Consider the following 13,333-nt stretch of genomic DNA (forward strand, 5'->3'; position numbering starts at 1 on the left):
AGCAACGCATCGACAACAAGATCATCCGCCCCAGCGCCAACTACACCGGGCCGGAAAACCTCAAGTTCGTGCCGATCAAGGATCGCAAGTAATCTAGCCGGCTGCCGGTTTGCTCCCCTGTACCGCCCGTGGGAGAAGGGGGTAGTTGGCCGCAAAGCTGGGCCACTACCCCCTGATCATTACTCTCTTTCGTCCCTAAAAAATGAACACTGCAAACCGCAAACCGCTGCCCGGCACCCAGCTGGATTTCTTCGACACGCGTGCCGCGGTCGACGCCATCCAGCCGGGCGCTTATGACAAGCTGCCGTACACGTCGCGCGTGCTGGCCGAGAACCTCGTGCGCCGCTGCGACCCGGCTACGCTGACCGATTCCCTCAAGCAGATCATCGAACGCAAGCAGGAACTGGATTTCCCCTGGTTCCCGGCGCGCGTGGTCTGCCATGACATCCTGGGCCAGACCGCGCTGGTCGATCTCGCCGGGCTGCGCGATGCCATTGCTGCCCAGGGCGGCGACCCGGTCATGGTCAACCCGGTCGTGCCGACGCAACTGGTGGTGGACCACTCGCTGGCCGTCGAGTGCGGCGGTTTCGATCCCGACGCGTTCGCGAAGAACCGCGCCATCGAAGACCGCCGCAACGAAGACCGCTTCGACTTCATCAACTGGACCAAGAAGGCCTTCAAGAACGTCGACGTGATTCCGCCGGGCAACGGCATCCTGCACCAGATCAACCTCGAGCGCATGAGCCCGGTGGTGCAGGTGAAAGACGGCGTGGCCTTCCCCGATACGCTGGTCGGCACCGACTCCCACACCCCCATGGTGGACGCGCTGGGCGTGATCGCCATCGGCGTGGGCGGCCTGGAAGCCGAAAGCGTGATGCTGGGCCGCGCTTCCTGGATGCGCCTGCCGGACATCATCGGCGTGGAGTTGACCGGCAAGCCGCAGCCTGGCATCACCGCGACGGACACCGTGCTGGCCCTGACCGAATTCCTGCGCAAGGAAAAGGTCGTGTCGTCCTACCTTGAGTTCTTCGGCGAAGGCACCACCCACCTGACGCTGGGCGACCGCGCCACCATCTCCAACATGGCGCCGGAGTTTGGCTCCACTGCCGCGATGTTCTACATCGACGAGCAGACCATCAAGTACCTCAAGCTCACCGGCCGCGACGATGCGCTGGTCAAGCTGGTGGAAACGTATGCCAAGGAAACCGGCCTCTGGGCGGATAGCCTGAAAAATGCCGAGTACCCGCGCGTGCTCAGGTTCGACCTGTCCACCGTGGTGCGCAACATCGCCGGCCCGTCCAATCCGCACAAGCGCGTGCCCACCTCCGAGCTGGCCGCGCGCGGCATCAGCGGCAAGGTCGAGAACGAGCCCGGCCTGATGCCGGACGGCGCGGTGATCATCGCCGCCGTCACCAGCTGCACCAACACCAACAACCCGCGCAACATGGTGGCCGCCGGGCTGCTGGCGCGCAACGCCAACAAGCTCGGCCTCACCCGCAAGCCGTGGGTGAAGAGCTCGCTGGCGCCGGGTTCCAAGGCGGTGACGCTCTACCTGGAAGAAGCCAACCTGCTGCCGGAACTGGAGCAGCTGGGCTTTGGCGTGGTGGCTTATGCCTGCACCTCCTGCAACGGCATGTCCGGCGCACTGGACCCGGTGATCCAGAAGGAAGTCGTGGACCGCGACCTGTACGCCACCGCCGTGCTGTCCGGCAACCGCAACTTCGACGGCCGCATCCATCCGTATGCCAAGCAGGCCTTCCTGGCCTCGCCGCCGCTGGTGGTGGCCTACGCCATCGCCGGCACCATCCGCTTCGATATCGAGAAGGATGTGCTGGGCACCGACGCAGATGGCAAGCCGGTGACGCTGAAAGACATCTGGCCGTCCGACGAAGAGATCGACGCGGTGGTTGCCGCCAGCGTGAAGCCTGCGCAGTTCCGCAAGGTCTACGAGCCAATGTTCGCCGTGACCGCCGACACCGGCGAAAAGGCCAACCCGCTGTACGACTGGCGCGAGATGAGCACCTACATCCGCCGCCCGCCCTACTGGGAAGGCGCATTGGCTGGCGAACGCGCGCTCACCGGCATGCGGCCCCTGGCCGTGCTGGGCGACAACATCACCACCGACCACCTGTCGCCGTCCAACGCCATCATGCTCGATAGCGCGGCCGGCGAGTACCTGGCCAAGATGGGCCTGCCGGAGGAAGACTTCAACTCCTACGCGACCCACCGCGGCGACCACCTGACGGCGCAGCGCGCCACCTTTGCCAACCCCACCCTGAAGAACGAAATGGTGGTGGTGGACGGCAAGGTCAAGCCGGGCTCGCTTGCCCGCATCGAGCCGGAGGGCAAGGTCACCCGCATGTGGGAAGCCATCGAGACCTATATGGCCCGCAAGCAGCCCCTGATCGTTGTGGCCGGCGCCGACTACGGCCAGGGCTCCTCGCGCGACTGGGCCGCCAAGGGCGTGCGCCTGGCCGGCGTGGAGGCGATCGTGGCCGAAGGCTTCGAGCGCATCCACCGCACCAACCTGGTCGGCATGGGCGTGCTGCCGCTGGAATTCAAGCCTGGTGTCAACCGCACCACGCTGGGCATCGACGGCACCGAGACCTACGACGTGATCGGCGAACGCACGCCGCGCTGCGAGCTCACCCTGGTGATGCATCGCAAGAACGGCGAGCGCGTGGAAGTGCCGGTGACCTGCCGCCTCGATACCGCGGAAGAAGTGTCGATCTACGAAGCCGGCGGCGTGCTGCAGCGCTTCGCGCAGGACTTCCTCGAATCGTCGAAGGCCGCTGCGTAAGCGCGCGCAGGCGCATCGACCCGCAACGTGTTCGGGCGGTATGGCGACGTACCGCCCGCTTTCATCAGGACGAATTTTCCATGGCCCACGTACCCCAGATCAAGATCCCCGCCACCTACATCCGTGGCGGGACCAGCAAAGGTGTGTTCTTCCGCCTGCAGGATCTGCCCGAAGTCGCGCAGGTGCCAGGCGCCGCCCGCGACGCGCTGCTGATGCGCGTCATCGGCAGCCCCGATCCCTATGGCAAGCAGATCGACGGCATGGGTGCCGCTACCTCCAGCACCAGCAAGACCGTCATCCTCTCAAAAAGCAGCAAGCCCGATCACGACGTCGACTACCTGTTCGGCCAGGTCTCCATCGACCAGCCGTTTGTCGACTGGAGCGGCAACTGCGGCAACCTCTCCGCCGCCGTCGGCCCCTTCGCCATCAGTGCCGGCCTGGTCGACCCCAGCCGCATCCCGCACAACGGCGTGGCCATCGTGCGCATCTGGCAGGCCAATATCGGCAAGACCATCATCGGGCACGTACCCATCACCAATGGCGCCGTGCAGGAAACCGGTGACTTCGAGCTGGACGGCGTGACCTTCCCCGCCGCCGAAGTCCAGCTTGAGTTCATGGATCCGGCGGCCGAGGAAGATGGCGCCGGCGGTGCCATGTTCCCCACCGGTAACCTGGTCGACGACCTGGAGGTGCCAGGCGTCGGCACGCTCAAGGCCACCATGATCAATGCCGGCATCCCGACCATCTTCCTGAATGCGCAAGCCATCGGCTACAAAGGCACCGAGCTGCAGGACGCCATCAACGGCGACCCCAAGGCGCTGGCGATGTTCGAGACCATTCGCGCCCACGGCGCGGTGCGCATGGGCCTGATCAAACATATCGATGAGGCCGCCACCCGGCAGCACACGCCGAAGGTGGCCTTTGTCGCCGAGCCGGCCGACTACATAGCCTCCAGCGGCAAACAGGTTGCCGCAGGCGACGTCGACCTGCTCGTACGCGCCTTGTCCATGGGCAAGCTGCATCACGCCATGATGGGCACGGCCGCGGTCGCCATCGGCACCGCGGCGGCCATCACCGGCACGCTGGTGAACCTGGCTGCCGGCGGCGGCGAGCGCAACGCAGTGCGCTTTGGCCATCCCTCGGGCACCTTGCGGGTGGGTGCCGAAGCCAGCCAGGTCGACGGCGAATGGACCGTGACCAAGGCCATCATGAGCCGCAGCGCCCGGGTGCTGATGGAAGGATGGGTGCGCGTGCCCGGCGACGCGTTCTGAGGCACGCTGACGTGGCGGCATGGGTTTCACGCTGGGTTGATTGCGCTTGACCGGGGGGCCATGCCCTTAGCTGCGTAGCGGTGTAGTTCCAGGGGACCCGGCTTGATGCCGGCCCCCTGCGTTTCAGCCCACCATGGGCGCCTTGATGACAAAGCCGTGCTCGCGGTCGCCGTCGAATCCCGCCGCGACATACAGCCGATGCGCCGCCTCGCGCTGCGCCCCGGACAGCAACACGACCTTGCAGCAGCCCGCCTGCCAGGCCAGCGCCAGGGCATGGTGCAGCATAGCCAGGCCAATCCCGCGCCCACGCCAGGCGGCTGCGGTCACCACATGTTCGAGCAGGCCAATCGGTTGGCCGAGCCTGGGCAGGCTCGGGATGATCGCCAGCATGCAAGTAGCGGCGAGCTTGCCGCCGTGCTCCGCCACCACAAGACGCGTTGCATCGCTCTGCAGCACGCGCGCCAGCGCCTGTGCAGCCGGCGGGCCATCAAAGTCCGGATCTGCCGGCCGCAACTCCCTGTAAAGCGAGAGCAAGCCATCCAGGTCATCCAATCGTGCGAGGCGAAATTTCGTGTCAGTCATGGCAGGCAGATTTTGCAAGGCACGCGTAGTCTGCACGGCCAGCCATGGCGCCCGCCACCGGGACTATCCCGAAGCTGCCACTATCTGCAACGATCGCCAGAGTGGATCAGCGTCTCCCGCCCCGTCCGCCCCGCGCGAATGGCAGTCCGGTCGCGTAGCGAGCGGACTGCCATTTTCCATTCAAGCCTTACCTCTCGCCCTGCAGGCTTGCCTGGCTCGCCGAAGCCGTGTGTGGCCTAAATTGCGGTATCCCGTGAGGCGGCACCGGTTGGGTCGTAGGGCGCAAATACGTGGCCGTTAATTGCGCTAATGATGTCAATCCAGAGATCTCAATCGTGCTGCGCAGGTGGCTTGGCGGTCTGTGGCTCGACAGGCACGAAGATGACCTCGCCCGAGGCCACCAGCCGAAGCTCGCCGCCGGCCTGCTCCGCAAACACTTCCGCCCTCGCAAACACCTGCCGCTTGCCTGCCTTGGTCACGCTGGCCCGCGCCACGAACGCCTGCCCCACGGCCGGCGCCATGCAGTTCACCGAAAAGTGGGAAGCCATCACCGGCCCTCCTACCGTGGTGGCCGCGAATCCACAGGCGGTATCGACCAGGGCGCCGATCACGCCCGCATGGAGGAATCCCGCATATTGCGTGGCTTGGTCGTGCCAGGCCATGCGCAGCTCCGCCGCCCCGCCCTGCGCGCTGATCACCTCGAAGCCCAGCCATCGGTTGAAGGCGGCGCTCTGGTTGACACGCTTGACCGTGTCCAGCGAATAGGCGCCGTTGGTGGTCGCGCTGGTGGCCGCGTTGGTGCTGCTCATATCTGCTGTCATTGCATTGCCCTGCCTGATTGAGATCCAAGGAAAAAACTCACTGCATGGCCCGAAACGTAGCGTTGGCCCTGGCGCAAGCCACGCCGTCGGCGGTGACGAAAGCCTGGGCAAAGCACAGCGTGCCGCCAACCTTGGTGAATGACGTTTCGAACATCAGCCACTGCCCGATCCTGGCAACGTTGAGGAAGTCGATCGACAGGTTCACGGTGACCAGGCTGCGCGGCTCGGCGAACTGCATGCCGCACGACAGCCCCATGGCGTTGTCCGCCAAGGCCGTGATCAGCCCGCCATGGGCAAAGCCGCGTGCGTTGGTGTGGGCCTGGGCGAGCTTCACCGCCAGCACGATGGCCTGGTCAGTGCGCATCGAGTACAGCGGCTCCCAGGGGTCGGTCAGCGGACTATGGCGAAAATGCGGCGCGAAGCCGGCGGGAAGGTCGGCATGTTCGGCCGTGGCGTTGGTCATCGTGATGTCTCCTGGTTGAATCGTTGAGGCTGTGATGGCTCAACCACTATTTTTAATGTAGACCAGTCTATATAATTCCAGCAGGATATCAACCCCTCCAACGACCGAGAACTTCATCACATGGCCGCTCAAGCCAAGCATCGGGACAAGATCGTCCGCGCCGCCGCCGTGCTCTTTCGCCGGTATGGTTACGCCGCCAGCGGCACCAATGACATCGTTGCATTGAGCGGTGCGCCAAAGGGCTCGCTCTATCACTACTTCCCGAAAGGTAAGGAGCAGATTGCCGAGGAAGTCATCGTGTACGCCGGCGAACTGGTGCGTGCGACGCTCGCGCAGCTATGCGCGGAACACGACTCGCCGGGGGCGATCGTGCGGGCCTATGGCGTCTTGATGGCCGGCTGGATGGCCCAGTCTGACTATCGTGACGGCTGCCCGATCTCCACCATCCTGCTGGAAATCGCCCCGGAGGCCGAGGGCGTGGCGGCAGCGGGCAACGCGGCCTTTGCCGCATGGGAAGCCGTGCTGGCCGATGCCTTCGCGGCGCGCGGGATCCCGCGGGTACGCGCCACCGAGCTCGCCGGCCTGGTGATCTGCGGCTGGCAAGGGGCACTGACGCTTGCCAAAGTAGCCAGGAGCGGTCAGCCAATCCGGCGCGCGGTGGATGAGCTGGCGCGACAACTCGACGCCGAGCCGCGGAACGTCGCCCAGGGCCAGCCCGGCTGACACGGCTTTCGCGAGTGGCTCGCCATCTCCCAGCCCAAGACACCTGATGTCCTACAACATGGAGCGCATCGCGAACCTCATTTGTACCAGCCTGCCAGCTGAGATTGGTGCCGAAGCACCATGATTCGTGACGGCACTTGCGAAAGACAACCAAGCTGCCGGACTTAGGCAAAGTTGCCATACAACATCAAGCAAGCGAGCGCCCCGACATAGGTCAGCACGGCCCTACCGCACCTGGACAGGACGCGCGCCGGCGCACGACGATGAGTCAGGCACCCTCGAAGATTCGACGCCTGGCATTCTCGATATGCCGGCGCATCGCGATCGAGGCTTGAGTCGGCGACCGCTGCACAATAGCCTCGATGATCGCCAGATGCTCGGCCTGGACCTGCTCGAAGCGCGTGGGATTGCGCGTCTGCCCCAGGTTACGGGCCAGTTCCATGCACTGGCGAATCGGGCCGAGCGCATGCTCGACCGTGGGCACGAAGAAAGGATTGTGAGATGCCCGCGCAATGGACAGATGCAACTGCAGGTCCTCCTCCACGCCCGACGTCTCGCTTTCCTGTGTGCGGTCCAGCGCGGCGTAGGCGGCGCGAATGGCGTCGATGTCCGCATCAGTGCGCATCTGCGCTGAAATCTCAGCCACGCCGACTTCCACACAAAGGCGGAATGCATAGTAGTGCTCGATGTCGGCGATGCTGGAGATCTGGGGAGTGACCGGCTGCCCGCGTACCGGCATGCGCTGGATATAGCTTCCGGATCCCCGCCGCGAGACCACGATGCCTTCGGATCGCAAGCGCGACAGCGCCTCCCGCACGGTTGTCCGGGATACCGCATAACGGCTGGCCAGATCGGCTTCCGTCGGTAGCTTCTGGTCCGCGGAGAACTCTCCCCGCAGGATCGCTCCGATGATCAGCTTGCAAACCTGCTCCGAAAGACTGGTGCTGTCGGTTGCCGTCAATACCAATTCGTCCACACCTTGCTCCTGCTGCTGCGCCGGTTGGCCGGCGTATGGGTTGTTGCGCAAGCTGTCAGACTAACATACTGCATGTGAGGTCTATCAACAGTTCAGCAAGCCAATTCACTTTTGAAATATGGTCATTAAGCCATCTACGGCCGGGGGTAAACCCGATTTCCCGATCGTTGTCGTTGACAACCCTTTGAAATCCTAAGAAAGTTGTCCTACTTTAAATGCGCTTGTCGGACAAATAAGTTTAAATTTAGTTGTATGACGTCCCATGAATGATCGCGAGGCCGGTTCAGCTCGCACTCTCCATGGGATCCGGGCGCGAGCGCTCCATACGCCAGGCCAGACCAAACAAGACGGAGATTTCATATCGTGACCAAGATTGCATTAAGCGGCGCCGGCGGCCAGTTGGGCACCGTCCTGCGGACCGCCCTGCTGGCGCGAGGCTATGGCCTGCGTTCGTCGGGCAACTCGCAGTCGCTCGCACCGGTCGCCGAGGGCGAAGAGGTAATGCGTGGCGACTTGCGCGACCCGGCCGTGGTCGACCGCCTGCTGGACGGTGTCGACGTGCTGATTCACATGGCGGGAACGAGTGTCGAGCGCCCCCTGCCGGAGATCATCGACAACAACCTGCGGGCGCTCGTCGAGGTTTATGAGGGCGCGCGGCGCCAGAAAGTCGGCCGCATCGTGTTCGCCAGTTCCAATCACGCGATCGGCATGTATCCGGTGGACCAGCAACTCTCGACTGACTGCGAGTTTCGCCCGGATGGCTTTTACGGCTTGAGCAAGATGTGGGGCGAAGGGCTTGCCCGTCTTTACTGGGACAAGCACGGCATCGAGAGCGTCTGTGTGCGCATCGGCAGCTGCGTGGAGAGACCGCAAGAGTTTCGGCATCTGAGTACCTGGCTGGGACACGATGATCTCGCGCATCTCATCGAGCAGGGCATCACGGTGCCTGACCTTGGCTTCCTCGTTGTGTGGGGCGTCTCCGCCAATACGCGCAGCTGCTGGAACAACGATGGCGCGGCGCGCCTGCGCTACCAGCCCAAACAGAATGCCGAAGACTTCGCCGAAGAGATTCTCGCAGCCCCGAACCCGCTCGATGCCATCGGCCGCCAGTACCAGGGCGGCAGTTTCGCGAGCATCGATTTCACGCCAGAGGCGCAGCGCCATGGCGGCGCCCACGGGTAGCCCCTAAGCCAAGAGGCTTGATTTCCAACCGATGCCCCACGCCGAGGATCAATGGCCGCTTGCTTTGGCCACCTGACCTGCGTGGGCTGGCCCTGGGGCCAACCGGGATCGAGAACGACGTAGCGCGGCACACGGCTTTGCCGCGAATCCATAAATACAAGGAGACATGATGAAACACATAAAGGGCATGCGCTGGTGGATGGTCAGCCTGGTCACGATGGGCCTGATCGTCAACTACCTGGCGCGCAATACGCTATCCGTTGCCGCACCGACAATGATGTCGGAGTTGCATATGACGACCCAGCAGTACTCCTATGTGGTTGTGGCCTGGCAGGTCTGCTACGCCATGATGCAGCCGGTCGCCGGCCTGGTACTGGACGCCATCGGCACCAAGATCGGCTTTGGCATCTTCGCGCTGGCGTGGTCGCTGGCATGCGCCGCCGCCGCGCTGGCCTCCGGCTGGCAAGGCCTGGCGTTCTTTCGCGGCTTGCTTGGCCTGGCCGAAGCCGCCGGCATCCCCGGTGGCGTAAAGGCAACGACGGAATGGTTCCCCGCCAAGGAACGCTCGATCGCCATCGGCTGGTTCAACATTGGCTCGTCGATCGGCGCGCTATGCGCCCCGCCGCTGGTCGTGTGGACGATCCTGAACGGCGGCTGGCAACGGGCCTTCATCATCGTCGGCGCGCTGGGCGTGGCATGGACCGTACTGTGGATGCTCTGCTACAAGCACCCGAAGAATCAGCAGCGCCTGTCGGACCAGGAACGCGAGTACATCCTTGCCGGCCAGGAGGCGCAGCACAAGGATGCCAACGTGGCCAAGGCAAGCTGGCTCGAAATCATGCGCAGCCGGAATTTCTGGTCGATCGCGATTCCCCGTTTCCTGTCGGAGCCGGCCTGGCAAACCTTCAACGCCTGGATTCCGCTTTACATGGCAACCGAGCGCCATATGAACATCAAGGAGATCGCGATGTTCGCATGGCTGCCCTTCCTCGCCGCCGACATCGGCTGCGTGCTGGGGGGCTATCTCAGCCCGTGGTTCCACAAGCACCTCAAGGTGTCGCTGTTTACCTCGCGCAAGCTGGTCATGCTGGTCGGCTGCCTGGCGATGATCGGTCCGGCCTGCGTTGGCCTGGTGGACAGCCCATACAGCGCCATCGCGCTGTTGTGCGTCGGCGGCTTCGCCCACCAGACCTTGTCGGGCGCACTCTACTCGATCACGTCCGACGCGTTCGGCAAGAACGAAGTGGCGACAGCCACCGGCCTGGCCGGCATGAGCGGCTACCTGGGCGCGACCCTGTTCACGCTGCTGTTCGGCATTGCCGTCACGCATATCGGCTACAGCCCGCTGTTCGTCCTGCTGGCAGTGTTCGACCTGATCGCCGCCGCCATCGTCTTCCTGATGGCGCGTGAACGCGCTGCGCCCAGCGCGGCGGCTGCCAACCTCGGCTCCCCCGCACTCCACTCCTGACACCTGACGAAACACAGGCCGCGACAAGCCTGCCGGGCCCGAACGCGCACGCGTTCGCGGCCTAGGCAAAGTGCTGCCCACGATTAGCGGATGCACGCCCATCGGCACGGCGCACGGCGCACTCATAGCGGCTCGCGGTTGTGCAAAAACATCGGCACGGGACCAGCCGTGCTCGAAAAAACCAAGAACCTTAGAGGAGATCGTTGAAATGAGAATGAAATTGCTTGCGGCCACAATGGCTGCCCTGGCCGCTGTCGGCGCAAATGCTCAGTCGAGCGTGACGCTGTACGGCGTGGCGGATGCCGGCCTCGAGTACACGAACAAATCCTCCGCGACGGCCGCTGGCGCTCCCGGCGGCAACGCTTATCGGTTGACCTCGGGCAATCAGTCCGGCTCGCGTTGGGGCATGCGCGGCGTCGAGGATATCGGCGGCGGCCTGAAGGGCATCTTTGTACTAGAAAGCGGTGTGAACTTTGACACCGGCTCGTCGGGCCAAGGTGGCCGCCTCTTCGGGCGCGCAGCCTATGTCGGCCTGCAAAGCCCGTACGGCACGTTCACCCTGGGCCGCCACACGACCCCGTTCTTCGACTTCGGCCTGCTCTACGACCCGATGGCGATCTCGACACGCTACGGCATTACCTCGACCGCGCCGGAATTTGGCTCGCGTGCCGACAACAGCGGCAAGTACATTGGCACGTTCGGCGGCCTGACCGTGTCCGGTCTCTACAGCTTCACCAACAATGGCAACGAAGTGGCGGGAGCCTTCACCAACGGCCGCGAATACAGCTTCCTGGCCAGCTACGCGGCGGGTCCCTTCGCGGTGGGCGCGGCTTATGACCAAGCGAACAACACCGGCGCCGCCAGTGCGCAGATGATTCGTCGTGCCACCGCGGCTGGCTCGTACACGCTGGGTGCTGCCAAGGCATTCCTGGGCTACCGCTGGGCAAAGGCTTACAACGGCGCCTCGCTGCCTGGCGGCCAGTTCACCAACGGCGGGGCGAACCTGTACTGGGCAGGCCTGGCCTACCAGCTGACCCCGGCATTTTCGCTCACGGGCGCCGCGTACTATCAGGACTTCCGCAATAGCGGTGCCGACCCCTGGGACTTTGTCGCCACGGCGGATTACGCCTTGTCCAAGCGCACCGACCTTTACGCTTCCCTGTCTTACGTCAAGAACAAGGGCAACTCGAACCTGAGCGTGAACGGCTTCAACAACAACAGCCCGACCGATAGTGCGTACGTTCAGGCTGGCGCGAACCAGCTTGGCGCGACGGTCGGCATTCGCCACAAGTTCTGATCCGGTGCGAGACGCCGGCATCCTGACCGATGCCGGCGTGGCGGCGGTGCCAATTCAGGACGTCCCCTCTCTCAGGAACAAGGTGCTGCTCATCAAGGCCTTGGCCACCAGTTCAACCTGGTTCTCCCCTTGGGCATAGACCGAGACCTCCGACACCACCTGGCGGCGCCCTCGCCGCACCACGCTGGCAACAGCGCGCAGGTTGGCCGCACTAGCCGCTTCGAGATACTGGATATTCAGCGAACTGGTAGCGCCGCCGCGCAGGTTGCCGGCATCGGCGCCCGAAGCCGCCGCTGCCGCGCCCGCCACGTCGATCAAGGTGGCGATCACACCGCCGTGCACGATCTCGCCGACCGTCACGTTGTCGGGCCGGAACGGGAGCAGCAATTCCACCTGGTCGACAGCCAGCACATCCAGCGTGATGCCCAGGGCACGGGCCACGGGCGAGCCCATCAGCACCTGCTCAACGGTATGGCGGATACGGGGGTCGACAGGCAGCGTGGCGGCGGCGCTCGCGGCGCTGGACAAGGCGGGAATCAGGGACAGCATCATGGTCTCCTTGGGAGGATCGGTACGATCAGGCTGGTTCCAGCGTAGACGCGACGGCGGCGCCGCTCAATGACCTCCCACGTCATCAACCGGCAACCAAGGCCGGCGCAGCCAGCCGTTTATAATGAGCGCCCATCCGCCCCGCCACCCAGCCGCATGCCGTCAAACCCGCAAGACCCCAGCCAATCCGCCCAGCCAACCGACGGGCAGCCGGAGTCACAGCCGGAATCACAACCGAATGCACCACGCGGCGACGAAAGCCTGTTCGACCGCCCGGACAGCCCGTGCATCGGCATCTGCTCGACCTTGTTCGACGAGATCTGCCAGGGTTGCGGGCGCAGCGCCATGGAAGTCAGCAACTGGGTCTTCATGGACGACACGGAAAAGCAGGCCGTGTGGGAACGCATCACACGCGAGGGCAAAGGCAAGCGCTTCCGCCAGGGCTGAGCCAGGCCCGACTCTTCCGCCCACGGTGGCCGGCTTAGGCTTAGCCGCCTGCCAGCCGCCGCTCCATATCCTCCACCTCGCGCCGCTCCAGCCGCTGGCGCGCCAGCTTGCGCCAGTTCTCGGCCAGTGCCGGCAGCGTCGCCATGGCGTACAAGGCGCCCGCATCCAGGCGATCCACATAGAGCACGTGCAGCAGCCGCTGCAGGCTCCAGTCCGGATATGGCCGCTCGACCAGCACCAGGCTGTCGCCCCGCGCCAGGCCGCCCTCTTCCAGCACCCGGTAGTACCAGCCCGTGCGCAGGCTTTGCTGGACCGCGCGCGCCATGCCGGCGTGCCCGAACCGATGGTTCAGCTTCCAGCAAGGCTGGCGTGCCTGCGACACCTCGACCAACGCCCCGCCCAGGCGAAAACGATCGCCAATGCAGACATCGGCCTCGGTCAGGCCAGCGGTGCTCACGTTCTCGCCAAACGCGCCGGGCCTTGCCAGTACCTCGGCCGTCTGCGTGGAAAGCGGTGAGAGTTCCTCGCGCCAGGCCGGATAGTGATCGAAGGCGTAGTGGTGGATGGCCTTTTCCGGGCCGCCATGGTGCCTGGAGTCTCCCTGCCCGTCCCCGGCCAAACCCAGCACGGTGACGCGCACCGCCCCGTCCACCGCCTGCTTGTCGATGCCGCTAGGCACACCCTTGGGCCCAAACGGGCGCACGGTGCCCAGCAACACGCAGCCAATGGGAATGGACACCTCGGTCATCGTCAT

Annotated in this window: 13 protein-coding genes; 7 read left to right on the plus strand and 6 right to left on the minus strand. The window is 64.6% G+C overall.

What is annotated here, in order from left to right:
• The first annotated feature begins 202 nt into the window (after positions 1 to 202).
• Positions 203 to 2,800: a Fe/S-dependent 2-methylisocitrate dehydratase AcnD gene (acnD, locus tag AC1RQK_RS08170; protein WP_459373858.1), complete on the plus strand. Its 2,598-nt coding sequence runs from the start codon at positions 203 to 205 to the stop codon at positions 2,798 to 2,800.
• Between the two features lie 80 nt (positions 2,801 to 2,880).
• On the plus strand, positions 2,881 to 4,071 hold the full coding sequence (prpF, locus tag AC1RQK_RS08175) for a 2-methylaconitate cis-trans isomerase PrpF (RefSeq protein ID WP_492808431.1): 1,191 nt from the start codon (positions 2,881 to 2,883) through the stop codon (positions 4,069 to 4,071).
• Between the two features lie 123 nt (positions 4,072 to 4,194).
• On the opposite strand, the gene AC1RQK_RS08180 is transcribed toward prpF, so the two are convergent.
• The 3 genes from AC1RQK_RS08180 to AC1RQK_RS08190 form a co-directional block, all read right to left on the minus strand.
• Entirely contained in the window at positions 4,195 to 4,653 is a 459-nt protein-coding gene (locus tag AC1RQK_RS08180; RefSeq protein ID WP_492808433.1) for a GNAT family N-acetyltransferase, read from the minus strand.
• 329 nt (positions 4,654 to 4,982) lie between these two features.
• The gene (locus tag AC1RQK_RS08185; RefSeq protein WP_492808435.1) at positions 4,983 to 5,462 is read right to left on the minus strand and encodes a PaaI family thioesterase; all 480 of its coding nucleotides are present in this window, start codon (positions 5,460 to 5,462) and stop codon (positions 4,983 to 4,985) included.
• 49 nt (positions 5,463 to 5,511) lie between these two features.
• Positions 5,512 to 5,937 (minus strand): PaaI family thioesterase, encoded by a 426-nt coding sequence (locus AC1RQK_RS08190; RefSeq protein ID WP_492375534.1) that lies wholly within the window; start codon positions 5,935 to 5,937, stop codon positions 5,512 to 5,514.
• A gap of 120 nt (positions 5,938 to 6,057) precedes the next feature.
• Here AC1RQK_RS08190 and AC1RQK_RS08195 point away from each other — a divergent pair, with 120 nt between their 5' ends.
• Positions 6,058 to 6,660, plus strand: a complete 603-nt coding sequence (locus tag AC1RQK_RS08195; RefSeq protein WP_492375533.1) for a TetR/AcrR family transcriptional regulator — start codon at positions 6,058 to 6,060, stop codon at positions 6,658 to 6,660.
• Positions 6,661 to 6,928: 268 nt separating this feature from the next.
• Here the strand turns inward: AC1RQK_RS08195 and AC1RQK_RS08200 are convergent, their stop codons facing one another.
• Positions 6,929 to 7,636 carry a FadR/GntR family transcriptional regulator gene (locus tag AC1RQK_RS08200; protein ID WP_492808438.1) on the minus strand — a complete coding sequence of 236 codons (708 nt, stop codon included), beginning with the start codon at positions 7,634 to 7,636 and terminating at the stop codon, positions 6,929 to 6,931.
• A 363-nt stretch (positions 7,637 to 7,999) separates the two neighbouring features.
• Here AC1RQK_RS08200 and AC1RQK_RS08205 point away from each other — a divergent pair, with 363 nt between their 5' ends.
• The 3 genes from AC1RQK_RS08205 to AC1RQK_RS08215 all read left to right on the plus strand — a co-directional run bounded on the left by AC1RQK_RS08205 (position 8,000) and on the right by AC1RQK_RS08215 (position 11,583).
• Positions 8,000 to 8,818 (plus strand): NAD-dependent epimerase/dehydratase family protein, encoded by an 819-nt coding sequence (locus tag AC1RQK_RS08205; protein WP_492808440.1) that lies wholly within the window; start codon positions 8,000 to 8,002, stop codon positions 8,816 to 8,818.
• A 169-nt stretch (positions 8,819 to 8,987) separates the two neighbouring features.
• Entirely contained in the window at positions 8,988 to 10,286 is a 1,299-nt protein-coding gene (locus AC1RQK_RS08210) for an MFS transporter (RefSeq protein WP_492808673.1), read from the plus strand.
• A 208-nt stretch (positions 10,287 to 10,494) separates the two neighbouring features.
• The gene (locus AC1RQK_RS08215) at positions 10,495 to 11,583 is read left to right on the plus strand and encodes a porin (protein ID WP_492375530.1); all 1,089 of its coding nucleotides are present in this window, start codon (positions 10,495 to 10,497) and stop codon (positions 11,581 to 11,583) included.
• Positions 11,584 to 11,637: 54 nt separating this feature from the next.
• Here AC1RQK_RS08215 and AC1RQK_RS08220 read toward each other — a convergent pair whose 3' ends face one another.
• On the minus strand, positions 11,638 to 12,132 hold the full coding sequence (locus AC1RQK_RS08220) for a PaaI family thioesterase (protein WP_492808674.1): 495 nt from the start codon (positions 12,130 to 12,132) through the stop codon (positions 11,638 to 11,640).
• 156 nt (positions 12,133 to 12,288) lie between these two features.
• Between AC1RQK_RS08220 and AC1RQK_RS08225 the strand changes: the two genes are divergently transcribed.
• A complete protein-coding gene (locus tag AC1RQK_RS08225) occupies positions 12,289 to 12,579 on the plus strand; it encodes a DUF1289 domain-containing protein (protein ID WP_492375529.1) in 291 nt (96 codons plus the stop codon).
• Positions 12,580 to 12,619: 40 nt separating this feature from the next.
• On the opposite strand, the gene AC1RQK_RS08230 is transcribed toward AC1RQK_RS08225, so the two are convergent.
• Positions 12,620 to 13,333 (minus strand): MOSC domain-containing protein, encoded by a 714-nt coding sequence (locus AC1RQK_RS08230; RefSeq protein WP_492808442.1) that lies wholly within the window; start codon positions 13,331 to 13,333, stop codon positions 12,620 to 12,622.

This window comes from Cupriavidus sp. GW822-FHT02D05, from assembly GCF_058802485.1.

What these genes read in the sequence shown, in the direction of transcription:
- acnD (WP_459373858.1), top strand. Translation starts at nt 203, where the DNA reads ATGAACACTGCAAACCGCAAACCGCTGCCCGGCACCCAGCTGGATTTC.
- prpF (WP_492808431.1), top strand. Translation starts at nt 2,881, where the DNA reads ATGGCCCACGTACCCCAGATCAAGATCCCCGCCACCTACATCCGTGGC.
- AC1RQK_RS08180 (WP_492808433.1), bottom strand. Translation starts at nt 4,653, where the DNA reads ATGACTGACACGAAATTTCGCCTCGCACGATTGGATGACCTGGATGGC.
- AC1RQK_RS08185 (WP_492808435.1), bottom strand. Translation starts at nt 5,462, where the DNA reads ATGAGCAGCACCAACGCGGCCACCAGCGCGACCACCAACGGCGCCTAT.
- AC1RQK_RS08190 (WP_492375534.1), bottom strand. Translation starts at nt 5,937, where the DNA reads ATGACCAACGCCACGGCCGAACATGCCGACCTTCCCGCCGGCTTCGCG.
- AC1RQK_RS08195 (WP_492375533.1), top strand. Translation starts at nt 6,058, where the DNA reads ATGGCCGCTCAAGCCAAGCATCGGGACAAGATCGTCCGCGCCGCCGCC.
- AC1RQK_RS08210 (WP_492808673.1), top strand. Translation starts at nt 8,988, where the DNA reads ATGAAACACATAAAGGGCATGCGCTGGTGGATGGTCAGCCTGGTCACG.
- AC1RQK_RS08215 (WP_492375530.1), top strand. Translation starts at nt 10,495, where the DNA reads ATGAGAATGAAATTGCTTGCGGCCACAATGGCTGCCCTGGCCGCTGTC.
- AC1RQK_RS08220 (WP_492808674.1), bottom strand. Translation starts at nt 12,132, where the DNA reads ATGCTGTCCCTGATTCCCGCCTTGTCCAGCGCCGCGAGCGCCGCCGCC.
- AC1RQK_RS08225 (WP_492375529.1), top strand. Translation starts at nt 12,289, where the DNA reads ATGCCGTCAAACCCGCAAGACCCCAGCCAATCCGCCCAGCCAACCGAC.
- AC1RQK_RS08230 (WP_492808442.1), bottom strand. Translation starts at nt 13,333, where the DNA reads ATGACGATGACCGAGGTGTCCATTCCCATTGGCTGCGTGTTGCTGGGC.